The sequence below is a fragment of the Paenibacillus sp. Aloe-11 genome, from assembly GCF_000245715.1.
Taxonomy (GTDB): domain Bacteria; phylum Bacillota; class Bacilli; order Paenibacillales; family Paenibacillaceae; genus Paenibacillus; species Paenibacillus kribbensis.
Genome location: NZ_JH601082.1, coordinates 109,363 through 132,401 on the forward strand (window position 1 = coordinate 109,363; position 23,039 = coordinate 132,401).

Sequence of the window (23,039 nt, forward strand, 5' to 3'; positions counted from 1 at the left end):
GCCTTCCACTTGTTCCATCGGCTGCGATTTAAGGCCGTTAAACAAGAAGAGCCGCGTAACTTTTTCGTCATATTGAACCCCGCCGCTCTCGTAACTAAGCTGTTCTCTCACCTTTAGCCGACCACCCAGCGCCTTAATGAACGTGAGTCTCGCTCCGCCTGCATCGTGCCGAATTTTATAAGCCCGCCCCTGGAACGAAGCATTCTCGTCATAAGTGGTTGTCGTCAGCAGATGCAGCTGATCCAGAAATTCAATGACGCCTGTATCCTGAAGCGCAGAGCCGTAAGCACAGGGGAAGAGAAGACCAGCCGCTATCATCCTCTGCAAGGCCTTCAGCCAGAAGCCAGAAGCCTCTCTCCCCTCCAAGAATGCTTCCAGCAAGGCTTCGTCCCGCTCCGCCATGGCCTCCCGCAGCGGCTCGCCGACTATGCCGTCAGCGAAGCTCTGTGTAATGCAGCATACTTCCTCCGTCAACTGCTGACGAATATCCGCCTCGGTTCTGCCTGCATCCGCGCCGATCCGATCCGTCTTGTTGATAAAGAAGAACGTCGGAATCCGATGCTTGCGCAGCAGCTGCCAGACCGTCTCAGTATGGCCCTGGACACCTTCAACTGCGCTTACAATCAGGATGGCATAATCAATGACCTGAATCGCCCGCTCCATCTCTGGGGAGAAATCGACGTGTCCGGGCGTGTCTATTAAATAATAGCTATCTCCTTTATATCCTATTACCGCCTGATCTGCGAACACCGTAATACCCCTTGCCCGCTCGATGTCGTGGCTGTCCAGAAACGCATCCTGATGATCCACCCGTCCCCGCGACTGGATACTGTTCGTATGGTACAGCAGCTGTTCCGCAAAAGTTGTCTTACCTGCATCCACATGGGCGAACAGGCCAATCGTTAGTCGCTTCATAGAATCCCACTTTCAACGCTTCTTGTTGATACTGCTCATTTTATTAAAGCATAGAAATCGGGAGAGTGGGTAGAAGTTGGTTTTGAGAGAGGGTCTTTTTTCATAGACAGAGGATAAAAACAACAGTTTGATGAATCTGTTGAAAAAATTAAAGCGGATAGGAACAGTCCGATTAGAATCGGAGAAGATTGGGCTTATCTGACTGTGATGAGTGATAACGAATTACCTCCTTGTCCGGCTGATTAGTAACGGTTCTGTGATGCGAAAAAGCGTTCAATCATTTGTTTTGTTTCGTTTGGACTTCTCAATTGAACTGCCCTTCCGTTTTCATCAAAGGTAAAATGCCCCCTAAATGCTTCCGGCATATCCTGATACTGTTTCTCGACTTGTTGAAGTGCTTTTTCAAAACAGGGATATCCGTATTTTTTAATTAGTAGAGGCAGCCCGAAGGCAGATCTTAAAAACTCATATTCTTGGTAGTTATAGGGGGTATTCTCCGGTCTCTTTATCAAGATCTTAAGAAAATGGTCCATGACCTTTTCGATTTCTTCTTCTGAGGCATAATGTGATAATCCATGGATCGAGAGCAGTCTCATGTCCAAATATCGTTCTTTTTTATAGGCTTTCTGAAAGAAATCCTTCAGTTCCAAATTCCTGCACCGGATTAAACCATACAGAGTCTTATTTCGTAGGGCAATATTTTTCATTTTAGAATACAGTTGCTCTATCAAACCTACTTCATCTGTTTTATATGAAATAGACGATATTGATCGCGAAATATTTTCTGAGCGCCTGAGTGTATTAAACAAGGAGCTGGATACCGAACTTACCCACAAGTCAAAGCTGGAATTAGAACTTTGAGATGATCAAGGCGACCCTGTACCCTATGAGCTTGTGAAGTCCTTGATGACAAACTTCGATGCCTTGCTGCATCATTCCCCTTTTCAGCAACGCAAAACTCTCCTGCACCTTGATCGTAAAGAAGATTACGCTGGACAACAAAAAGCGTGTCAACAGCGTTGAACTCTCCTTCAACGAGGAGACTGAGAAGCATTTTTTAAGTGCAGCCCCCTCCGCAAACAATATAACGGAAGGGGCGTTTCTTTTGCCCGGAAAAGCCCCACTTCTCCATCAGAAGTTGGTCATTACAATTTGACCAGTTCTGTATATTTACTTTCACGATTCCAAGTCCTTCAGAGCGAGTAGATTTATCTTTTCTTGTTTTTTCTGCCAGACCACGATTTTCACCTTGGAAGGAAATGTGAATTTTATACGGCTCACTTTAAATGTCCATATAATGAGTTCAAGCAATTCTTGATCCAATATATTTTCGTATCCTCTAAAGCGAGTGATCCCAGATCCCAAAACAGGCAAGGCAACTGTTCTACCGGCATAGACTCTGTCTATCTCATTCCAGAAATTCAACAGGCAGTTTATATAGTCGTTCATCTCGAGATATGCTTTGTTTCTATCATCGAAACGTGAGAACGCCGTAAGGAGATAATCGTCTACCGTGCAGATTGTTCCAAGCCTATATCTAGTCTTCTTCCCGACAGTTCTGCCTGCATTTTCGTAGACAATCATTTCTGGCAAGTGGGGGTCAGAAGAGATAATTTCGTCTAAAACAGCGGTATTTCCCTGATAGAATTTTTTAATATATATTCCGTTGAGTGAACTGCTTGAGATGACTTTCTCGTCTACCAGTGTGTCAAAATATTCATTAAAAGCGATCGCTTTCAGATCAGCCTCCTCAGAAAATATATCACCGAACTTTACCTCAATCTCTGAAGTGTTAATCGTTAGTTTGATGCTGCGACGCATATTGGCATGGGCCCAGATTCCGATGTAAACAAGGACCAACAATGCCAGTGCTCCTCCACCAATGACCATCTTGATTTTAGGGTCTATTTCAACGAAAAGAAACACAATAGAGGTGATTACGCTTATCGCGTTTAGAAAGCCATAGAATATATGTAGTATCTTTTTATCGAAAAATGGGACTTTCATTCACATCTTCTCCTTTATTAAATTAGGCCCCATTTGATTTGCGTTTCGCGTTTGTAATGATTCTTACCACTACTAAGATGCTCACCATTCACATGAAAACGTGTGATAGCATTTAAAATGCACTCTTTAGCGAAAGGGATATGTATTGCTTCTATACCCGTATCATTTATACGGTCTTTAAGTGCCTTTGGCCAAATGCCACTGTGGCTATCCACATACAAAATAGATGAGAATTCAGGGTAAGCGACAATAAGCGGAATTCTGTACGTGTCTATGGCCTGCTCGATCTCATAAGATAAAGCACTTCCGGTATAACGAGTCTTACTCGTAAGAATGACGAGCATGTTTTTCGATGCTCTAAGCCGTTCCTGAATGCGTGCATACAATGTTGCCCGTTTACTTGTATCACGTACCGCATCCGTTTTCTCGTGACTGTTAGTCAGCGAAAACTGGATGTTTTTATTCGCATTCCATGCTTGAAGAGTGGCATAGTATTTGAAGTCAGACTTTGTAGGGTCTGCCTCTCCTAAACCATCAAAAGCAACATAGGTTCCAGTTCGATTTTCCATGATCTATTCCCCCATTATAAACATTATTTGCTTCTTCATATGGAGACATCTTACCATATATCTCCTGATACTGCTTACTCTATTTGTACTACTTGTAATATATTTCTCCCCTCGTTGGATGTTCCGGTAACGAAAAGTAAAAAGAGTCTGCATAAGCACAGACTCTAAATCAATTTATGTCGAAATTTGTATTCTTTGTCCCAATACCTTCTCCCAAAACGGTCGGTAGATCAGACTCATCCGTACAGATTCATACTCTGTTTCAAATCTTTCCTCGATAGCCGGCCCTATATCGCCAATATAAACAGCTAATTGGTCTAAGGCATCGTTTGCCTTGGAAATACTAGGATGTTCATAATCAGGTTCCCATCCTGCTTCCCATTTAATGTAGCCGTCGCTCTCATAAGTAATCAACTCCGACCTATCTTCGCTGCTGGTAAAACCCTCATAGCCTGAACGACGAGCATTATATATGATGCTAACTACCAGTGCCGGTAAAGGATCAAGTTTAATTTTAACGGACTCTACTTTTTCCATGAAGGTATCCCATTCGCTCATCTCAGCATAGTCCATTTCTTTAACTTCTTCTGCATCTTTCATTATTCTAAGTTGCTCATTCTGCTTTCTAAACTTCTCTAATTCTACTTCCATTTCTAAATACGCTTCCTTGTAAGTAGCCAGATCATTTTTTAGCGTAACGAAATCAGCATCTGTGAGTGGTTTCAATTCTTCTGTCGCTTTGATAAATGAGAGAAGTTTATCCTCGTAAAATTCTTTCGCCCTCGTTCCAAAACGCACCATATTAGGAGAGTTCAATCCACGATCTACAATGGCTTGAGCTAGCTTACTCAAGTCCTCAATGCTTGAAAGAGTAATTGTCTGTAAATTAGTACGGTATGGGGTTTCGGATAGTGCCCTATAATCCATCGGAGGTACCACTAAAGGTATAATTGCTTGCTTATTTACCCAAGTAGCCCCTAACTCACATAAACAAAATTGGCTTTGTAAGTAGTTGGGAGTTATAAACGGCAGAATTATTTTGCATTCTTCCATACCTTTTCGAATCTGCTCTACCCAATCTCCTCCGTAAGTTAGCTCTTCGTCAGAAGTTAAGAAGAAATCACTTCGCGAAAGGTTGAACTGGTTTTGAAGTAAATCCATGAGATTTCTTACTATAGTAGCATCCTTTGAGGAATGACTTATGAAAAACATGGCCATAAATTCCTTCTCCTTGTTTGTAGAATTAAGAGCAGAAAACAAATTTTACCTTCTTATATTAACACCTACTCAATGCAAAAAACTAGATCAAGTGCTCTTGAATCTTCTTATATTTCTTTATGTCTGTGAAAAAAATAAACATGAGAGCCAACGATCAAAAATCTGCTCTCAGGAGGTGAAAAAATGCCCCCTAATATGGATGCCTACGAAAAGCTGGTCGTACAAGAAGACCGGCTCGTTAAGCGTGTCTGCACTTGCGAAGGGACCACCAACACGATCCTGTATGTGCTCTTCCAACGAGGAAAAACGATCAGTCTTTCAATCTGTCGATATATGGCGATGAGTATGATGTACAACTTTGTAAATATACCAGTATTAGAAGAAATCAATAAATCGAGAGGGTGTTGTTATTTGATTAGATAAGTATCTGAGAGCGATTCCCAAGAAATCGCTAGGCTTTCAAGCGAATTGGGCTATACATTGGATGTCTCTAAATTGCATCTTTAAAGTCTAAAGGGAAGGCTGAAGCGCTATCAGCTATTTCGCCCTATTTGTGATACGGTTCACCGCGTTGTCTGTAACGGCAAGTTTTGAGAAAGTCCATCCTGGAGGGATGGACTTTTCATGCTTACCTTCTTGTAAGCAACAATGCTTTTGTTTGGATCAGTGTAATGTCATTTGTGGTTGGTTCGAGATCCCGACGCTGACGGCGTACAATACCTATGAGCCCAATATTCCTACCAACTTTTCAAATTCTCTTTCGATAATCTGCGGAAGGCTATCTTTGTTATTCTCAAATGTTGCTGCCCTACGGGCAAGTGCTTCTTTCGTAAAGTAAGTCTCCACATTGCAGTTATGCGCTTCAAAATATTCTTGGGTAACAATTTTAGTAAATGGAACAAAAAAGTCATTTGACCTACTGTACATAATGCCTTTGACTTTAAAAAGTCGTAGTAACTCTCTTAAGTTTTGATCATTACTTAGAAAAAAAGGAATGAAGTAACGTCCATGTCCGCCATTTATAAGCTGTCGCTCCATCATCCTAGGTACAGAGAAATCCCAGGCTATATTTTCAATAAATTGAAGCACTTTTTTAGGGTTCATCCCTTTATTGATTTTATTGAGAATTTTAACATCGTTTTGTGTAGTGAAATACTTATGAGCAATAACAAACTCTCTATCAAAATACACACCAACAATATTAGTTAAAAACTCAAAGAGCTTCTGAACTTTCTTATGTACAGTTGTTTTTGATTCAAACTTAATCTGCATTACCCCTATTATGAATAGTACCATATACCTCTGTATTCTTAAGAAATAATCCATCCCTTCTTGTGCATAAGCAGAATTGAAAATTCCATTAAAGATTTGATCGGCTTGCAATTGTGCTTCATTTTCTGTAATCCCATATTGCAACTTTCCTGTTTTAATATATTCTTCTCTATTAATGCTCTTGAAAAGTTCGAGGCTGACCAAATTAAGGTATAACTTGGCCTTTTTATCCCTTTTGGTCTTTTCATCCTCACCTTCTATATTTACAAACGAATTCTTATAGTTTTCTATCATATAAAAAATATGATCATAATTAAAATTATTCCTGATGAGTAGGTCAATTGTGGTAAATATCTCATTATTTAAAGTCGAATAATCTCTACTTACAAAATTATGTATATAGCTAGCATAATTTGTATCCAGCATTATTGAGTAGTCAAGACCAAATATGGTGTCCTTTTCCCCGTTATTAAAGGTTTCATTCAATAACTCGTCATCAATAAAGTATAGCTTGTCCGTCTCAAAGTAAGGAATGAAGTGGCTATCGATATTGTTGATTAATTTATTCAACTCAGTAGGATATACACTTTTGTGATAGTTGTCTAAAGAGATAATTGATGACTTACCTTCCGTTGACTCCCCCATCATTACCCAAGCTTCAAAAACTTCACTTGCATTTGTCGCAATAGAAAGACTGTATAGTCCTTGTTTAATACGTTCATCTTCCATTCGGTTACGCTCCTCATTAACAGTTAGCCTAATGACTTTTAACAGGTAACAGATCATAAATGCCTACATTCGCTAAAATATTGACCTTTATTTATGATGTCCTCAAAATACTCTACTGCCTTACAACTTTAATAACTCGTGCTTTACACTTTGAAAGGCATTTACCATTTCCTCAACAGAAATAAAGCGTTCATCAATATTTGCAGCCAAACCCTTTAAAAGAAATTCCTTAACCGCCTGGCTCTTCCCGTAAAGTCCATTTCCATGCTTCTTCCCACAAAGCAAAAAGTTTACGACCTGAGTGAGAGCGTATATCTCATGCCTCACTTCGTAGTTTGCGAATCCCACCTTTGTTAAGTCAGGATCGTTTAGTGAGCCTTTCACACTCGAATCTATACTCGTTAATGAGCTTTCTGGGATTTTTACTAGACCAAAATCCGCTATCTTGAGTACAGTCCACGTTTGATCGAAGTGATGAATCAGAATATTGTGGTAGCTAATGTCTCGGTGCAATATTTCCTTCTCATGGATGTAGATGAAAGCGTTGAAAAGCTGACCAATAAGCTTAAGCCGATCTTGCATATCCAACTTAGTGTTATTGTCGCGAATGTAATCAGCAAGCGTTCCTCCATTAGCATACTCAAGGGTATATTCATGCTTCTCATCGTTGTAGTTATAGGCTTCAATAATGTAAGGCGAATTAAATTTACGTGTAATCTCGTACTCATTCTTAAATCTCTGTAATTCCTTGGCCGTTAAATTAGTTTTGGCACGCTTTAGGGCAAACCAACGATTATAATACGGGTCTTTGTATTTAAATACCTGAGCATATGACCCACCGCCGATTAGCTTGGTTTGAAAGACTTCTTTATTGAATGGACGCTTAACTTCGACGACGTTCATCATTATAAATATAGCTCGATGCTCAATCAGTTCAATCATTGGAAAATCAGAGGGAATAGTGCTGCCCCCGCTCTTACTCAAAAAGGCACTACATCTACCTATTAACTCCACATAATATGGATCCAAATCAAAAGCAATCGGTGATTTCTTCAAATTTGCCTGAAGCTTCTGAAAAGCTTCAATCACATCAATTAATTCCCGGCTAGGGTCTGCATTGAAATGTCCACCATATCCAGGTGAAAGCTTCTGATTCATGAAGGAAAATAAATTATTTAACATGGCATGAAACAGTGGGAAAACTTGTTTAAGGTCATCATTCTCAATGTTTTCATAGTAGTCATCATATAATGCAGATGCATCTTTCATGTTAGAGAACTGAGCATTGATCTTTCGGGTTTGTACACGTAAATACTCGTCAATTTCATACACAGGAACAGCCATATTTACCCCCTAGCTAAAGTCGTATAAAAGCAACCAGTGTCAAATATCCTCATTTTACCATATCTAATTAACAGAGGTTACTTCTTTGATTACCTATAACCACGTTCGTAACAAAAAACTTGCCGTTATTTATGATACGGTTCACCCCGATTAATCTTCACCGCCCGATAAATCTGTTCCACCAGCACCAATCGCATCAACTGATGAGGCAAGGTCATCCTTCCGAAGCTCAGCTTCTGCTGGGCGCGACGTAGGACTTCGTCAGAGAGTCCGTGGCTACCGCCGATGACGAAGACGACATGGCTTGTACCGTAGGTGCCGAGCTTATCCAATTCCTCAGCAAGCTCCTCAGAACTCCAGAGCTTGCCATCGATGGCAAGCACAATGACATGTGCTTCACTTTTTACTTGAGCAAGGATGCGCTCTCCCTCTCGCTCCTTGACCTGTCGAACTTCCGCATCGCTCAGAGTGTCAGGAGCCTTCTCATCGGCTACTTCGATCATTTGAAACTTAATGTACGGGCCCAGCCGTTTAGCATATTCCTGAATTCCCATGACCAAATACTTCTCTTTTAACTTTCCCACACCTATAAGTTGAATTAACAAATTCCCTACCCCTATCTATGTCGAATGATAATGTAAAATTGTATTTACGGTCCCTAACATGAGAGATACCTTTAACATGGCTATTGTAGCACCTGATTTCATCTCTTACCTATCTATTTCCTCTCCGTTACAAGCATATTCTCTATTCAGATCATATCCAATCATTGATTTACTTTCTTCATGATGCTATCCCTATCAGTTTCGTACTCATCAAGACACTGCATTAGAATCTGCCGATATTCGCCGATTTGTTCCACTGTCGCCCACTCACGCAGTGATTCGAACAATGCCGTACATCTCTTAAAATGACCGTCATTACCCGACCGATCGGCTAAGTTCATCGCCTCCACAGTAAGCCCTACTGCTTCCTGTAATCTATCGTACTTCCGATAGTACAAAGCTAAATGATAGCAGTAGCTATAATAGTAAGATACGTTCTCTATGTCTTCGTAACTCCCGAATTCATTAATCTGCTCTGCAAACGTATGTAAAATATCTCCTACATCCAAATGATACATAAGCGCTGCCTGTAATATGGTATTGAGCCCCGGTAATATTTCCTCTAGATTATCCTGCAAAAAGGCTACATATTCCTCGATCAGCTCTATATTTCCAGACAAAATATCTACTGCATATAAATTAGTCTTGGCTAAAAACCTGAATTCCTCGACAACCTGCATGCCTTCTTCTTCTAAATCCTCCATCCAACCCAGCTCAGCATACTTATAAATGTACTCCCTTGCCTGCCCATATGCACCCTGGTTCTGGTGAGCCATTCCACACATCAGATGACTGAGTCCAAAATAATATACCAACGGACGCTCTAATTGCACATGCGGGATGGGTAATTTCATCGCTTTATGATACTGCCGTTCTTCATAGATACTCTGTACACATTGGTACAAAATATCCGCCGTCTCTATCACCTTTTTCCAATTCTCAAAAGCCACAGCCATCTTCAACATTTCAACAATGATGTCCGGTTTCAGTGATTTTAGGATAGAAGTTCTCAAGAATAGTCTCTCCTTATATTCCCATTTACATCCAATTGTATAGAAAATAAGAAAGATGGTCAATATAAAAAGTACTTAAAAGTACTGTTTTCGATGTTTTTATTTTGCATAAGATGGTCTGTAACGATAATCTGTCCTCTTCTAACCTTAAGTGGAGGTGATTACATGAGTTTACCAGAAAGTGTCGGAAATCGGATACGGGAGCTAAGAAAGGCTAAAGGATGGACACAGGAACAACTGGCAGAAGCCGCAGGACTTCATTACAGTTATATTGGCGGAGTAGAACGTGGGGATCGAAATATTTCATTGGAGACGTTGGAAAAAATAATTTTAGCGTTACAAGTTCCAGCCTTTGAACTTTTCCAATTCGATGAAACTACTGATCGAAAAGAAATCATAAATAAACTTATGTTACTAATAAATTCAAGAGAAACCGCAGAGCTTGAAATTCTTACTACTATAACAAAAAACATTATTGGCTTAATTGAGTTACAACAAAAAAGTTAATTGAACTATTTCCTTTCTACCTGACTTTTATACTTCATCTTCCATAAGCTTGTTATGAGGTGGTTATATGACAGAATTACGCAAGCAAATGGGTATCAGAATCCGGGCTCTTCGAAATGCAAAGGGACTTACACAGCAAAAGCTGGCTGACATCGCAAGCTTGGACTATAGATATATTGGTGCATTAGAAAGAGGAGAAAGAAACTTTTCGATTGATACCTTAGAGAAGGTGTTAACCGCCTTAAACGTGTCTATCAGTGAATTGATGTTTTCAAAAGAGCATGTGAATAAAGACGAAACTATTCGGCAAGAGGCGATAGATGAGTTTGTTGCGTTGACCAGCAGATTGAATGAAAAGCAAATCGGGATTCTCAGACGAGTCAATAAAGAAGTTTCACGCGCGTTCGAGTAAGTCATTCCACCTTCCACCTAGAATGGAACACAACATAAAAATTCTCATAGATACCTTTCAGATTGTCGAGAAGCCCATCTTTTTTTGAAGTGGGTTTCTTTTTTCTTTACATCACTGCCGGTATTCCTTACGGTCTGTCGTTAGATAGGGCAATTCTTGTTTGCCGGGCACATATACACATTGCGTTTGGCATCCAAACTTCCATTTCGTAAACGTCCTTGTCTGGGATGGAATCTTCAGTGAGCAATCACGGCAAATCGGCGTCGTTAAATAACCTGAATTTAGCTCAACTGCTTCTACTTGAAAATCAAAACGCTCTCTCTAGCAGTCTAAACGGGACAAATAGGGGGCGGAATCATGTACATTCCCCAGTGTCATATGCACATAAGTAATCACATTGTACTTCATATCCACTGTACGGTGTGGCTCAGATAAAAGAAGCCTTTGGGCTTGCCATCACGCATCATATAGCCACTGTCCGGATCTGTTTTGCTCACTTTTAATTTCTTTTTCTTCGTTCACTTCCTCTCAGGATTGTAACGCTTTTTTCCGTGTTTTCTCCGCTCCTCCTTTACCGCTTCGTTAAGCCCGTCCATATAGTCTTTGGTATTCTGCAATACTTGCTCTTTGGTGTACTGATGTTGATTGGCATTAGCCTTGACGTGTGTTGAATTGGTTATGAGAACACGTCCGCCCACCATTCGGTGAGAGATCACCTGTAGTACAATTTCATCAAGCATTATCAGAAGCAGCTTATTTCTTATCCATGAAAAATACAATCTTAACGACGATTATCATTATCGAAATCGTCTACAGTTTGAATCATTATATACGTTTTTATTAAAGCCTTAGTTTTATTTTAAGGAATAGTAACCCTAGCACCCCATATATTTAACAATGGAATTCCTACAAAGGAGATGATCTTATTGTCGCCTATCGAACTTGATAAAAGAATTTTTGATAGCTCAGCGGAGGGTGTTAGACCATGGTCTGAGATTAAGGGTAATAAAGTTGTTACAACAGATTTGAGTACAAGGCGTGGGTTTAATCTTGAATTAGAGGCTTATGCTTATGCTAAACTTGTGTCGGAATTGAAGAATTTTAATTTCTTTGCCAATGTTACGGCTGAAGCGGCCCTGCAAGCACAAGCACAATCGCCTCTTAATTTATTTAATGAAGCCGGGCTTGGATTAAGACTTAGAGCCATCCTCAGTCTCGCTGCCGGAATTGGATTGAGATTGGATGTCAGAGGGCGTGACCTCATTGATGCATTAAATGCAGACCCGCAAATATCAGGGCTGTTTGGCAAGATGATGGATATTTTCCTTGACGAAATTGAGCTTGAAGGCGGATTGTATGCTCAAGCAGCTTTTTCGATTATGGCTTATGCAAATATGGCGCTGACCGGAGCTTTGGTAGCGACCGAGGAAGTACCGAAACCTAGTTTTCAAATGGTATTTGATTATGGTTATGGATATGTCGCAGGCGGCGGCTACCGTGTCATTATGAATATGGATATCATCAACCCCCGACGGCTAGTGATAAAGCTGACTGATGTCTTCGCTGATGAAATCCTTCGAGAAGCCAGGGAAATAACAGGTGTTCACGTCCTTACTGCAGCTTTGAAGATAGGAGCCCGGATTTCATATGAGATTGGCCAGGGATTAGCTGGACCTAATGCCTTAAGTGATGACCAGTTAAAGGAACTTGCCATGAATGTCATTACCCAGGAGCTGCAGCGGTTTTTGTTTCACCAATTTAGCTACTATACGAAAGATCTTTTTCCAACCTTAGCTGGAAATGGAACACCAGAAATCAACAATTTTCTTAATATACTCTCAAGAAATACATTGGACACTCTTTTTGTCCCGCTTGAGGTATGGAATAAGGAGTTAATACCTGCTGGTGAAAATGTGATAGCGGCGTTGACGGATGAAACAGCTCGCGGGCAATGGCAGCAGGCACTTGCAGTTGCTTGGGGAGCTACCTATTTAGCGGAAGTCGTTACCACACATGTTGGTGAAAAAGGAACAACGTTTGCGTATACAGATGCTCTTGTATCTCAAGCACATCCTTCTATCGAATCATGGATTAATATTCAATTGAACCTTGCGTCGGATGCTTCTTTAACATTTGAAAATCTCGTCACCTTTTTAATCCGAAATCCTTTGAACACGCTACTTGGTGAAAGGGAAGAGTTGGCGGAACTGCTTAGAATTATAAGCGCTCCTAATGGGGATATAACCGAGCTTGTACAAGCGTTATTTTTTAATCCAGGGGCTTCTCCGGCAGAATTCTTGCAAAGAGCGATTCCAAATCTCCAAGCTCTTGTCTCCCGTTACCTGACCGGGCCGATTATTGATCAGATAAAAAGCGATTTAGCCGGAAATCAAGAAATCGTCATTTTATTTGAAAATTTTGTGGTTCCTGCTATACAGTTGGCCAGCAATGTGGCTCTTCCGTCAATATTGAACGGTTTTCAAGGGGGATTCAACAAAGAAGAGGTTCAGGAAGCTTTTTCAACGGTACTGTTAACTTTAGTCGGCCGAAACTTGGTTAGATTAATCGAAGTATCCATAAAACTGGTTCAACAGTATGTAGGGAATGCGATTAGACAGACAAGTGAGAATATTTCAGGAATTATGGATGTGTTAAAACCACTGGGAGGGAGCGGCGAAGACCTTGGGCTTCTTGGAGAATTACTTCAACTCTTTTTAAGGGAATTAAGTGAGCGGGTTGGGCCTTTCACGCAAAATCAGTACGAAAAAATTTTTAATAATTTAAGATCTGTCGTCACCCCAATGGAAGGGTACAGCGTTCAAAATTTCCTCCAGGAACTTAAGAGGCCTGAATGGGTGCCTCAACGGGATAACATTGAGAACATTGCATCGCAGCTGGCAGAAATTCTGTTTAATGGGCTGAGTACAATTTCTATTCCTTTGCTAGAAAAAGTCGCCGAGATTGTGATTCGTCTCATTGTTGCTGAGATACAAGGCCTGATTGCAATCTTCCAGGAAAATCTCAATAAGATTGGTAAAGCCCTTTCAGCCCTTATTCGTGATTCCTTATTAGAGCAGCTAACTAATTTATTTCTTCTAACGGCCAGGAATACGTTAGGACTACTATTGCTTTTTCCGTTTATTCGGGGCCTTGTTGAAAAAGAGCTGCCGAATGCCGTGCGTGCTGAAGTAGAGAGGTCTATTTTACCAGCAGTATCAGATGCGATAAACAATATTAACTTTACCCCTGGACCTGTCCTTGATACCTATCGCAACCAAACAGACATCCGTGCATTTAGGAACATCGTGACCAGCCAGCTCCAGGAACATCTAACCAATAGACTGCGAGCCATCAATCTTGGTTTCGATTTAAACATCCCCGTTTCATGGAAAATTGATAACCCAGTACCCGGATTACCAGATATCACAATAAATAGAACAATTCGTTTAGGATTCATTCAACTCCCTAATAATCAAGACATTGTTGATGCAGTGATGAACGAACTCACAAAAATAGACATTGAATTATTTTATTTATATTTTAGACAATTGTTTCCATTTGTCGGGCCGATTTTTGAAAAAGAAAGAGAACTGACGGAGAAACAGAACCAAATTAGTTCTTTAATGGAGTATTTACGAGGACTTATGAGGAATGCCTATCGGTTACTTGATGGATTTAGTAATCCGATTATTACCTTAGAGCCAGTGAGAAATTCACGTTCTGATGAAGAACTTGAACTGACCATTCATTATCCTGGTCTGCTCCCACAGCAAATCGGCTGGCCAATTGTCCATGCAGTATATTTGAATAATCGAATCATCCCATCTCACTCATTTATAATAAAAGAACCGTATAGACAATGTTCATCATATAATAAACCAGGAATGTTATTATTTAGAAACATTCAATACAATGAGTTGGTTCTTGGGAAAAATATTATCTCTACAATTGTCATTGATCCGTTAGGATTGCAATATGAGTCATCCTATACGTTTTTATTAAAAAAGTAGCCTGCCATAAATTTTTTTGATTTCTACTATTAATTAAGAGAGCTTTTGCGTCCACGAAAAAAGTAGTCTTTAAATAGACTCAGACTGTCGAGAACCCCCCTGTTTTTGAAGAGGGTTAAAATAGTCGTTTTTCTCAAATAAAGTGGGTCATCAGATCGTTTTAAATCGAATTTTGTTTTGAAAATTGGGTCTCCCCAAATAAAAAATAAAGTGTCGTAAAATCCACCGGACTTTCTCGACACTCTGAAAGGCACCACACAGGTGCCTTTAAATTTTTCCACCAAAAAATACTCAAGCATACAACATAAAAAAGCTCACATCATGCCCCAATTGCTTCAAATAATTATAGATCTGCGAACGGTGATGGAATACATGTGTCATGGTCTCGATCTGCCATTGGACCTGCAAATGTCCATGCTCCATATAAAAGGCCTTCGTCGAACGATTCAAATAATCGTCTTCACTAAGCGAAAGAATGTAAGCCTTATAGGCTTCAAAATTCTCTCTGAAAGTCACAGCCAAGCGCTCGGGATCTTCCACCCCGGACAGGCTGTTTTCGATGCTTCCCACTTCTCCCTCGGACTTCTCCTGCATAATCGCAAGATCCGACGCCGGAATAAGCACAAAATGATGCACTAACTCCAGCAGCGAGCGGAAATTGTCCTGCGGCCGAAAGCTCCAGTCCTCTGGACGTATTTTGCGGATCAGGGCTTCCCCTGTCCGTACTCCGGTCTCCAGCTCATTCAGCAGATGATCCCGAACTTGCAGCGTTCCACTCATGTTCTCTTCTCTCCTTTGCCATTCTCTTCATGTTTTGAGTATAATCGAAGGCTCTGCGCGTGTATTGTAAAAATCGGACAATCTCCGAAAATCCTTGGCCGCAGTAAGCGGGGAATCGCCATAAAACCTGCGAAAGTCTCGGCTCAGGTGTGCCTGATCGAAAAATCCATGCTTTAACGCAAGCTCCGTCCAATCCAGACTCCCACCGCTTTGAATTGTGTGCAAAACACTCTGGAAGCGGACAACTTCACTGAACTTTTTGGGACTGATCCCGATCCACTGCCCAAACTTGCGGTTAAGCTGTCTCTCACTGATCGCTTCGCGCTCGGCAAGCTCCTTGATCCCCACGCTTCCACCGCTCACAAAAATACGATGCAGCAGATTTTTCATCAGGTCACAATCGCTTGTCCTTTGCTGCAGCAGAAGCTGGCTGAGATACTCATCCATTATGCGCACCCGTTCATCAAAGTCTCGTGCCTCCAAAATACGCTCACCTATGATCTCGACATTCTCGGGCCATATCTCTTCCAAGCGATAATTACCACCTGTAAACAAATGAATCGGCATGCCGTGAAAATAATGTGCCCCGCCCGGAAAAAAACGCACCGCAAAAATACGTGTCTCGGCACCCGTCTGTCTGGCAGACACGAATGGATGCGTAAACGTCCCACAGTACGAGATTTCCTGACGCTTCGTCACCGGGTTGTATTCTAATAGAATATCCGTACAGCCATCAGGCAATACCCGGTCCACCGCCGCTTCATCCAGCCAGCTTAATGAAGTGGCGTCTTCACACGAAGCTGTTAGATTCCCCTCTACCACCCTGGCAGCCGGACCGGACTCCCAATAACAAGCTACGTAAGCTCTTAGCGCAGCAGACGGCTTTTTTTCGATATAGGTTGCGGAGGGATCACTCCCATTGACTTGAAGCGGACGAAATAGTGAATGCAGCAAAGGGTCCATCCATCGTTCACTCCTGTCTCAGCACGTGCTGGGAATAAATATAGCAGCTCTATGTATGAGGATGTTGGAAAAATCCTGGTATACAAAAAGGACGTTTCTGCCCGAAACGCCCGTGCTCCTTTTTATACGACCAAAAATTCCGCTTTGTTCTCACATTCCTTGCACTTCACCGGAGGGTCCCAATCCGAAAATTTCGTTTCCTTGAGATCGACGACATCCGGTGCATCCTCGTATTCATCGACGAACATATCAATTGCCAGTTCCACATGCTCTTTACATACTACGTACATTCAGTTGCATCCCTTTCCGTTTGAAGCTCTTCCTGTTGTAGGTGTCTGTTTCAACCGCCTTCTCTTGTTCTACCATACTTGACGCGGAAAGGAAAGGGCCTGCTTACTAAGCCTGACGTTTGGTGTTGAAAATAAGAAAATGGCTGACATTCAGGTCTTCCCGGAAATGGGGATATCTCTCCAGCATTTCGGCAGACGGCTTCGGTTCGATCATCCCTTCCAACAGCAAACCCGCCCCAATAATGGTCTGTACGTAGCTACCCAGCGTGCGGTGAAAATACAAGAACTTTTCCTCCTGATCATAGGGAATAGCCTGCTCCAAGGGGCCTTCGCTGAAATATCGATCCACTTTCCAATACAGCTTTTTCCCTGCCTCATCCTTCACCCATCCACTCTGCGGCGTCAGAAAGCACGGATGCAGAATCGAAAAAATAAAGTGGCCTCCCGGCACCAGCAGCCGCCGCATTTCGGCAATCGCCAGCTCATAATGGGCCAAATCCTGGATGACCATATTCGAAACGATCAGATCAAAGCTCTCATCTCTGAACAGGTCCAGCTTCTCCAGATTGCCGTGGTGATATGTAATGCCCAATGCTGGCGGTGTCCGCTCTCTTGCAAGCTTCAGCATTTCTGTCGAATAATCGACAGCCTCCACCAACGCACCCGCCTTGGCCATCTTCCGGCTCAGATAACCTTCACCACAGCCGGCATCCAGCACTTTTAGGCCCGTGAGAGTTCCCATACATTGTTGCAATGCAGGATTGAGCAGTACTTCGCGAGAGCGATCCCCTTCTTCAGTGTACTTGGAGGTAAAGTTCTCTGCATGCATATCCCAGCGTCGGATGGCCTCTTCGGTATCCCACTTATTCATATTCATCTCCTTCTTTCTCCTGTCTTGGCTAATCCACGCTACTCTAATTTCCGCGTAGGGCCATAGATTCTACACTCATTTTTACCTTTTCGCAATGATAACGCTTACAATAATAAAATATCTAATTATAACATGATTCTTCCATTAATTATATATGTATTATATAATGGAATAGTATGGTAGTATATCATCAGAAAGCGCTTTCAAAAAAATGTAAAGGAGACTATTATGTTAAAACGAAAACCCGTTTCATTGCTGTCGTTGACTCTTGCCATTACTCTAGTATTATCTATGTTCACGTCCGTTGCCGCCGCTGCGGAATCTGACGGACAAGCACAGCCAGCTGCCGCCACAAGAAATATGCAATCGTATGTGGAAGCCATGCAGCCGGGATGGAATTTAGGAAATTCTCTGGATGCTACCGGAGCAGATGAGACATCCTGGGGCAATCCGCGCATTACCCAGGCGTTGATCCAGCAAATTGCTGCCCAAGGATACAAAAGCATTCGTATTCCCGTCACCTGGGATAAGCATATTGGAGCAGCACCCAATTATACTGTTGAATCTGCCTACATGAACCGTGTGGATGAGGTTGTTCGCTGGGCGCTGGATGCCAATCTGTACGTCATGATCAATGTTCATCATGATTCATGGATGTGGGTAAGCAGTATGGAGCCCAAGCACGATGAAGTGCTGGCTCGCTATAACGCAATATGGACACAAATTGCCAAACACTTTAAAGATAAGCCGGACAAGCTGATGTTCGAAAGCATTAACGAGCCCCGTTTCACCGAAGGCGGAACAACCGATGAAGCGAAAGCGAACCAGATGCTCCAGGAACTGAATGTGTCCTTCCACAAAATTGTCCGCGCCTCCGGTGGTAACAATGCCACTCGCCCACTTGTTCTGCCGGGCTTGGATACTTCACCTGCCCAAAACAAAATCAATGAGCTGTACAACACGATGACCAAGCTTAAAGATCCCAACCTGATTGCCACCGTTCACTATTATGGTTATTGGCCTTTCAGTGTGAATATTGCGGGCCATACTACTTTTGATCAAGATACCAAAAACGATATTACTCAAACCTTTGATAACGTCTATAACACCTTTGTAGCCAAAGGTATTCCAGTTATTGTAGGTGAATTCGGTCTACTCGGCTTCGATAAAAATACAGGCGTTATTGAACAAGGTGAAAAGCTGAAATTCTTCGAGTTTTTGACCTATTATTTGAAAGAGAAAAAAATAACAGGCATACTTTGGGATAACGGCCAGCATTTTAACCGGACAACGTACAAGTGGTCTGATCCTGAACTCTTTAACGTCATCCGGGCCAGCCTGAAAGGTCGTTCCTCCAATGCAGCCAGTGACCTCATTCACTTGAAGAAAGGCGCTTCCGTTCAGGATGCCAAGGTCACCTTAAACCTGAATGGCAATCAGCTGAGCACACTCAGTGCCAACAGCAAGCAACTGAAACAGGGCACGGACTACACGCTGAGCGGTAACACATTAACGTTCAAGGCCAGCTTGCTTACCAGCCTGATCACTTCCGGCAAATATGGCGAGAATGCAGTCATCAATGCCAAATTTAACAAGGGTGCAGACTGGAATTTTAAAGTAGTCGTGTATGATACACCAAAATTAAGCGCTACCGAGGGGACTACGCAAGCCTTTACCATTCCAACCGACTTCCGTGGCAGCCAGCTTGCCACAATGGAGGCTGTGTATACCAATGGCGGCAATGCCGGTCCGCAGGATTGGACATCCTATAAGGAGTTTGGCAATACCTTTACTCCTGCCTATGATACCAATGGCATCAAGCTGCTGCCTGAATTCTTTAACAGCGTGAAGGATGGTGAAGTCACACTGAAGTTCCATTTCTGGAGCGGCGATGTGGTGACATACAAGATCACCAAGAGCGGAACCCGTGTGACGGGAAAGGCATCTTAACCTAAAACAACACTATCGACAAGCTGAAAAGGCGTTCCCGGATATGAGCCGGAGAACGCCTTTTTTTATAGTTATGCCTACAAGCTAAATCCTAGCCTTCCGGCTTATCCGTTAATTTTAACGTCACCGTTTCTTCCTTGCCTGCCCGGTAAAAAGTAACCTCCAGCTCATCGCCAATCTTCTTGGTATCATACAAGTAGCGGCGCAGATCAAGCGTGGAGTTGATCGGCTCACCATCAAAAGCTGTGATGACATCGTTCAGCTTCAAGCCTGCCTCTTTGGCAGGACCGTGGGCTTCCAGAACCACTGCCCCGTCCTTCACGCTATCGGGTAGCTTGAGTTCCTTGCGCTGTGTTTCATCCAGCGGTGCGTACTCATTATTGAGGTCAACCGTGTAGACCCCCAGATAAGGGCGGGTGATCTTGCCGTCCTCAACCAGTTCATTCACCGTCTTCATCACCTCATTGGCGGGAATGGCGAACCCAAGTCCTTCAACCCCGGTATCGGCGATTTTCATCGTATTGATGCCAATTACACGTCCGTCGAGATCGACCAGCGCACCGCCGCTATTTCCCTCATTAATCGCTGCATCGGTCTGGATAACATGCTGCTCCCAGTCATATACGCCATCCTGATTAATGGAAATGGGAATGATCCGATTCGTATAGCTCACAATGCCGGAGGTAAGCGTGTCACCCAGGCCGAGCGGATTGCCAATAGCAATGACGGTCTCGCCCAGACGAAGCTTGCTGGAGTCACCGATATCGGCTACCGTGCTAATGCCTTTATCATCAACCGCCAACACAGCAATGTCGCTGATGCGATCCTTTCCGATCAGCTTTGCCTCTTTTCTGACACCGTCCACGGTTACAATATCCAGATCATCCGAACCTTCGATGACATGGTTGTTCGTCATAATGAAAGCTTTGCCAGAGCTCACCCGGAAAATAACACCCGATCCAAGCGCCGATTGCTCTGTGCTGGTGCCGTTTTCCCCTTTCAGGTTCACGATGCTGACGACAGCCGGGCGCACCTTGGCTGCGGCCTGCACAATCCGGTCATACGGATCACCCGCTGCTTGCCGCAAGGAATAATGGCTTGCTCCGGTTACCGCTGTAGTGGAAGGCAAACCTGTAATAAAGCTGAACAGCAGCACAGCAACCACTGCACTGACGACCCCGCTAATGACAGCAGCCTGCATCGGACTCACTCCGCGGTTCCGGTGTGGCCAACGTCCCCTTCCTCCACGGCGTGCCTTGAATGCCGTTTTCTTAGCCGCACGTGTAGATACCTTTGTTGAATAAAAATCGTCTCCAAACAAGCCCATACTAATCCTCTCCCCTTCGTTGTCATGCACCGACACTCACTAAAAAATTAGGGCTATTCGGGCTTGCGCCAACCTATGCTACAGAGAACCTGCTCCGTTGAACATCTCAAGTGGATGGAATATCCCCCATCATCGGAATTCAGCAACCAATCGTTCCAGCCTACTTATCTATCACCACAACTGGCGACTTCCCAAGCAACCGGATCTCATAAAATAGCATACACGCCGAATCTGACGCCGAATAGAGGAAAAAGGAGGAATGATTTCCAAACCAATGGACTACAATAGTAACAAGTCTTCTATTCTATTACAAAATGATCGTCTCATAGAGACGTTCTGGCCTGTTCCCGTCTGCTTCAAGCAGCCTATACTTTTGGATGAGAGCCTTCCTTCAGAAAGCTATCTGTTGTTAGCTTCATTGTATCACAGCACCCAGCAAAACCACAGGCATAACCAAGCTTACCACACGCCATTTTCAAAATATTTTTCAGGAGGAATATATGATGAATTCACATCGTTCAGCTATGGATGAAGTTCGTATGGCTGCCAAGCTTGCGGATTTAAAAGACGAGCATTACCGCAACACACTGGCGCTAAGTACATTGATTGAACTACTGGTGGATAAAGGCGTCGTGACCCGTGAAGAGGTAGAACGAAAAGCCGCCGAGCTGGACAGCTTTATGACTCACTTACCTTATCCCAAGGTGTAGGACGATCATAATACGTATCGCACAACCGGAATTCACTGTCCTTGTAAAAGCAGCCGCGGTCCTCCATTGCTCCGCGTACGGTCAGTTTCGCAAGCTCCATCATATTGTGGTCACGGCTCAAATGTGCCAAATACGTTCGCTTCGTCCGTCCTGTCAGCAGCTCGCTAAGAATCGCACCCGCCATCTCATTGGATAAGTGACCGATATCACTCAGAATACGACGCTTGATGTTCCATGGATAACGCCCCATACGCAGCATCTCCACATCATGATTAGCCTCCAGCACCAATACGTCTGCGTCTGATATCGCCTGCTTCACTTTGTCGCTAACATAGCCGAGATCGGTCGCTACACTGAGCTTCTCGGCCCCATCGTAAAAGCTATACCCTACGGGCTCGGCTGCATCATGGGATATGCCAAAAGACTCCACGCGCAATGACTCGAATTCCCGCGTCGCGCCTGTCTCCAGTATTCTGCGGTTCTCGTCCGCAATTTGCCCGACAGCATTGCTGATGGCAAACCACGTCTTCTCATTGGCATACACAGGTAAATTATATTTACGCGCCATGGCGCCTAGTCCTTTAACATGATCAGAATGTTCATGCGTGACCAAAATACCATCCAGCTCTTCTCCGCTCAGGTCGCGTTCCTTCAGCAATTCATCAATACGCTTCGCGCTGAGACCTGCGTCGATGAGTAATGTCGTGTCTTCGTTCCGCACAACGGTAGCGTTGCCGGTCGAACCGCTCGACAGCACGGTAAATGAAATCCCCATATCGTTCAAGACCCTTCTGTATGTTCTGTCTTTGGACTAATGACATCTCCGTTCATCTGTACATAATAAACGCCTTTTCCGTTATCCAGCATAAACCGCCACACGGGGGCGGCCACCTGGCTATCCGAGTTAAAGGTCTGTCCATAATAACCGAGCCGAATATCCTTCACAATCGAGTCACGCGGCAAATAGCTGTCGATCAAGCGTGCCAAGGCCTTGGACGCAGGCAGCATTTTCTTTGCCTCGTCTGAGGGCTGGAGAATCACCTGAATTTTACGATACCCTGTAATCTTCTGGTTGCTGTAAAACAAAGCCAGCTTCACATTAAACAGCGGCCACTTATCCTGTACCAACGGATGCAGCACAAAAGCGTCCATCTGTCCGGATGCCGGCTCCTCCTGAACATCCAGTGGATCATACTGATAGTTGTCGATATCCTTGATTTGCGGCTCCAATGCCTCAACCAGCGCATCATGGGTGAAAACAAGCTTGCTGTCTACCGGTTTTACCAGCTGCACGCGATCATCCTTCTCCCCACTATGAACATACGTGTAGGAAAGCTTGGGCAACTGTGGGGTGTCCCCGGGAATCGGAGCCAGCACCTGAATGCTCTTTTCTTCCATTAAACGCTGCGTATTTTCATCCAATGAGGTAAAATCCAAATTCGGCCCTGCCGTTTCCTGCGCATCATGCCACAACTGGTAGCCCAGCACCGCATTGAGCAGCAAAAATGTACAGATCAGTACGTTTTTCGCGCGGCTCCAATCCATTC

The 23,039-nt window shown here is 43.3% G+C and carries 22 protein-coding genes and 1 pseudogene; 6 read left to right on the plus strand and 17 right to left on the minus strand.

The window, feature by feature from the left end:
* The 5 genes from WG8_RS29255 to WG8_RS25405 all read right to left on the minus strand — a co-directional run.
* Positions 1–915: GTP-binding protein (locus tag WG8_RS29255; protein WP_007433170.1), on the minus strand; the 915-nt coding region annotated here is incomplete at its 3' end.
* 242 nt (positions 916–1,157) lie between these two features.
* Complete coding sequence (locus WG8_RS29260) at positions 1,158–1,646, minus strand: hypothetical protein (RefSeq protein WP_232289172.1); 489 nt, start codon at positions 1,644–1,646, stop codon at positions 1,158–1,160.
* A 445-nt stretch (positions 1,647–2,091) separates the two neighbouring features.
* The gene (locus tag WG8_RS25395; protein ID WP_007433172.1) at positions 2,092–2,922 is read right to left on the minus strand and encodes a macro domain-containing protein; all 831 of its coding nucleotides are present in this window, start codon (positions 2,920–2,922) and stop codon (positions 2,092–2,094) included.
* 17 nt (positions 2,923–2,939) lie between these two features.
* Complete coding sequence (locus tag WG8_RS25400; protein ID WP_007433173.1) at positions 2,940–3,491, minus strand: TIR domain-containing protein; 552 nt, start codon at positions 3,489–3,491, stop codon at positions 2,940–2,942.
* A 174-nt stretch (positions 3,492–3,665) separates the two neighbouring features.
* Positions 3,666–4,709: a toll/interleukin-1 receptor domain-containing protein gene (locus WG8_RS25405; protein ID WP_043891424.1), complete on the minus strand. Its 1,044-nt coding sequence runs from the start codon at positions 4,707–4,709 to the stop codon at positions 3,666–3,668.
* 183 nt (positions 4,710–4,892) lie between these two features.
* Here WG8_RS25405 and WG8_RS25410 point away from each other — a divergent pair, with 183 nt between their 5' ends.
* Complete coding sequence (locus WG8_RS25410) at positions 4,893–5,132, plus strand: hypothetical protein (protein WP_007433175.1); 240 nt, start codon at positions 4,893–4,895, stop codon at positions 5,130–5,132.
* Between the two features lie 297 nt (positions 5,133–5,429).
* Here WG8_RS25410 and WG8_RS25415 read toward each other — a convergent pair whose 3' ends face one another.
* The 4 genes from WG8_RS25415 to WG8_RS25430 form a co-directional block, all read right to left on the minus strand.
* On the minus strand, positions 5,430–6,710 hold the full coding sequence (locus WG8_RS25415) for a hypothetical protein (RefSeq protein ID WP_052310884.1): 1,281 nt from the start codon (positions 6,708–6,710) through the stop codon (positions 5,430–5,432).
* A gap of 120 nt (positions 6,711–6,830) precedes the next feature.
* A complete protein-coding gene (locus WG8_RS25420; RefSeq protein ID WP_007433176.1) occupies positions 6,831–8,054 on the minus strand; it encodes a protein kinase family protein in 1,224 nt (407 codons plus the stop codon).
* A gap of 125 nt (positions 8,055–8,179) precedes the next feature.
* Positions 8,180–8,659, minus strand: a complete 480-nt coding sequence (gene rlmH / locus WG8_RS25425; protein WP_043891425.1) for a 23S rRNA (pseudouridine(1915)-N(3))-methyltransferase RlmH — start codon at positions 8,657–8,659, stop codon at positions 8,180–8,182.
* 161 nt (positions 8,660–8,820) lie between these two features.
* A complete protein-coding gene (locus WG8_RS25430) occupies positions 8,821–9,672 on the minus strand; it encodes a hypothetical protein (protein WP_007433178.1) in 852 nt (283 codons plus the stop codon).
* Between the two features lie 165 nt (positions 9,673–9,837).
* Between WG8_RS25430 and WG8_RS25435 the strand changes: the two genes are divergently transcribed.
* Together WG8_RS25435 and WG8_RS25440 are read left to right on the plus strand one after the other, a co-directional pair.
* On the plus strand, positions 9,838–10,179 hold the full coding sequence (locus WG8_RS25435) for a helix-turn-helix domain-containing protein (RefSeq protein ID WP_043891426.1): 342 nt from the start codon (positions 9,838–9,840) through the stop codon (positions 10,177–10,179).
* Positions 10,180–10,246: 67 nt separating this feature from the next.
* Positions 10,247–10,591, plus strand: a complete 345-nt coding sequence (locus WG8_RS25440; protein ID WP_007433179.1) for a helix-turn-helix domain-containing protein — start codon at positions 10,247–10,249, stop codon at positions 10,589–10,591.
* 251 nt (positions 10,592–10,842) lie between these two features.
* Here WG8_RS25440 and WG8_RS29640 read toward each other — a convergent pair.
* A pseudogene (locus WG8_RS29640) lies at positions 10,843–11,100 on the minus strand (IS5/IS1182 family transposase); the annotation flags it as partial.
* Between the two features lie 417 nt (positions 11,101–11,517).
* Between WG8_RS29640 and WG8_RS25450 the strand changes: the two are divergent.
* A complete protein-coding gene (locus WG8_RS25450; protein ID WP_007433181.1) occupies positions 11,518–14,601 on the plus strand; it encodes a hypothetical protein in 3,084 nt (1,027 codons plus the stop codon).
* Between the two features lie 291 nt (positions 14,602–14,892).
* On the opposite strand, the gene WG8_RS25455 is transcribed toward WG8_RS25450, so the two are convergent.
* The 4 genes from WG8_RS25455 to WG8_RS25465 form a co-directional block, all read right to left on the minus strand.
* Positions 14,893–15,381 carry a DinB family protein gene (locus WG8_RS25455; protein WP_007433182.1) on the minus strand — a complete coding sequence of 163 codons (489 nt, stop codon included), beginning with the start codon at positions 15,379–15,381 and terminating at the stop codon, positions 14,893–14,895.
* Between the two features lie 27 nt (positions 15,382–15,408).
* On the minus strand, positions 15,409–16,344 hold the full coding sequence (locus WG8_RS25460) for a helix-turn-helix domain-containing protein (protein WP_007433183.1): 936 nt from the start codon (positions 16,342–16,344) through the stop codon (positions 15,409–15,411).
* A gap of 122 nt (positions 16,345–16,466) precedes the next feature.
* The gene (locus tag WG8_RS26915) at positions 16,467–16,634 is read right to left on the minus strand and encodes a CxxH/CxxC protein (protein ID WP_007433184.1); all 168 of its coding nucleotides are present in this window, start codon (positions 16,632–16,634) and stop codon (positions 16,467–16,469) included.
* A 106-nt stretch (positions 16,635–16,740) separates the two neighbouring features.
* Positions 16,741–17,505, minus strand: a complete 765-nt coding sequence (locus tag WG8_RS25465) for a class I SAM-dependent methyltransferase (protein ID WP_043891436.1) — start codon at positions 17,503–17,505, stop codon at positions 16,741–16,743.
* Between the two features lie 228 nt (positions 17,506–17,733).
* Here WG8_RS25465 and WG8_RS25470 point away from each other — a divergent pair, with 228 nt between their 5' ends.
* Positions 17,734–19,455: a cellulase family glycosylhydrolase gene (locus tag WG8_RS25470; RefSeq protein WP_007433186.1), complete on the plus strand. Its 1,722-nt coding sequence runs from the start codon at positions 17,734–17,736 to the stop codon at positions 19,453–19,455.
* Positions 19,456–19,546: 91 nt separating this feature from the next.
* Here the strand turns inward: WG8_RS25470 and WG8_RS25475 are convergent, their stop codons facing one another.
* Complete coding sequence (locus WG8_RS25475; RefSeq protein ID WP_007433187.1) at positions 19,547–20,782, minus strand: S1C family serine protease; 1,236 nt, start codon at positions 20,780–20,782, stop codon at positions 19,547–19,549.
* A gap of 503 nt (positions 20,783–21,285) precedes the next feature.
* Here WG8_RS25475 and WG8_RS25480 point away from each other — a divergent pair.
* Entirely contained in the window at positions 21,286–21,492 is a 207-nt protein-coding gene (locus WG8_RS25480) for a hypothetical protein (protein ID WP_007433188.1), read from the plus strand.
* Here WG8_RS25480 and WG8_RS25485 read toward each other — a convergent pair.
* Together WG8_RS25485 and yycI are read right to left on the minus strand one after the other, a co-directional pair.
* On the minus strand, positions 21,461–22,267 hold the full coding sequence (locus tag WG8_RS25485) for an MBL fold metallo-hydrolase (RefSeq protein WP_007433189.1): 807 nt from the start codon (positions 22,265–22,267) through the stop codon (positions 21,461–21,463). The genes WG8_RS25480 and WG8_RS25485 overlap by 32 nt on opposite strands.
* Before the next feature lie 5 nt (positions 22,268–22,272).
* Positions 22,273–23,037 (minus strand): two-component system regulatory protein YycI, encoded by a 765-nt coding sequence (gene yycI, locus WG8_RS25490; RefSeq protein WP_007433190.1) that lies wholly within the window; start codon positions 23,035–23,037, stop codon positions 22,273–22,275.
* Between the last annotated feature and the right edge of the window lie 2 nt (positions 23,038–23,039).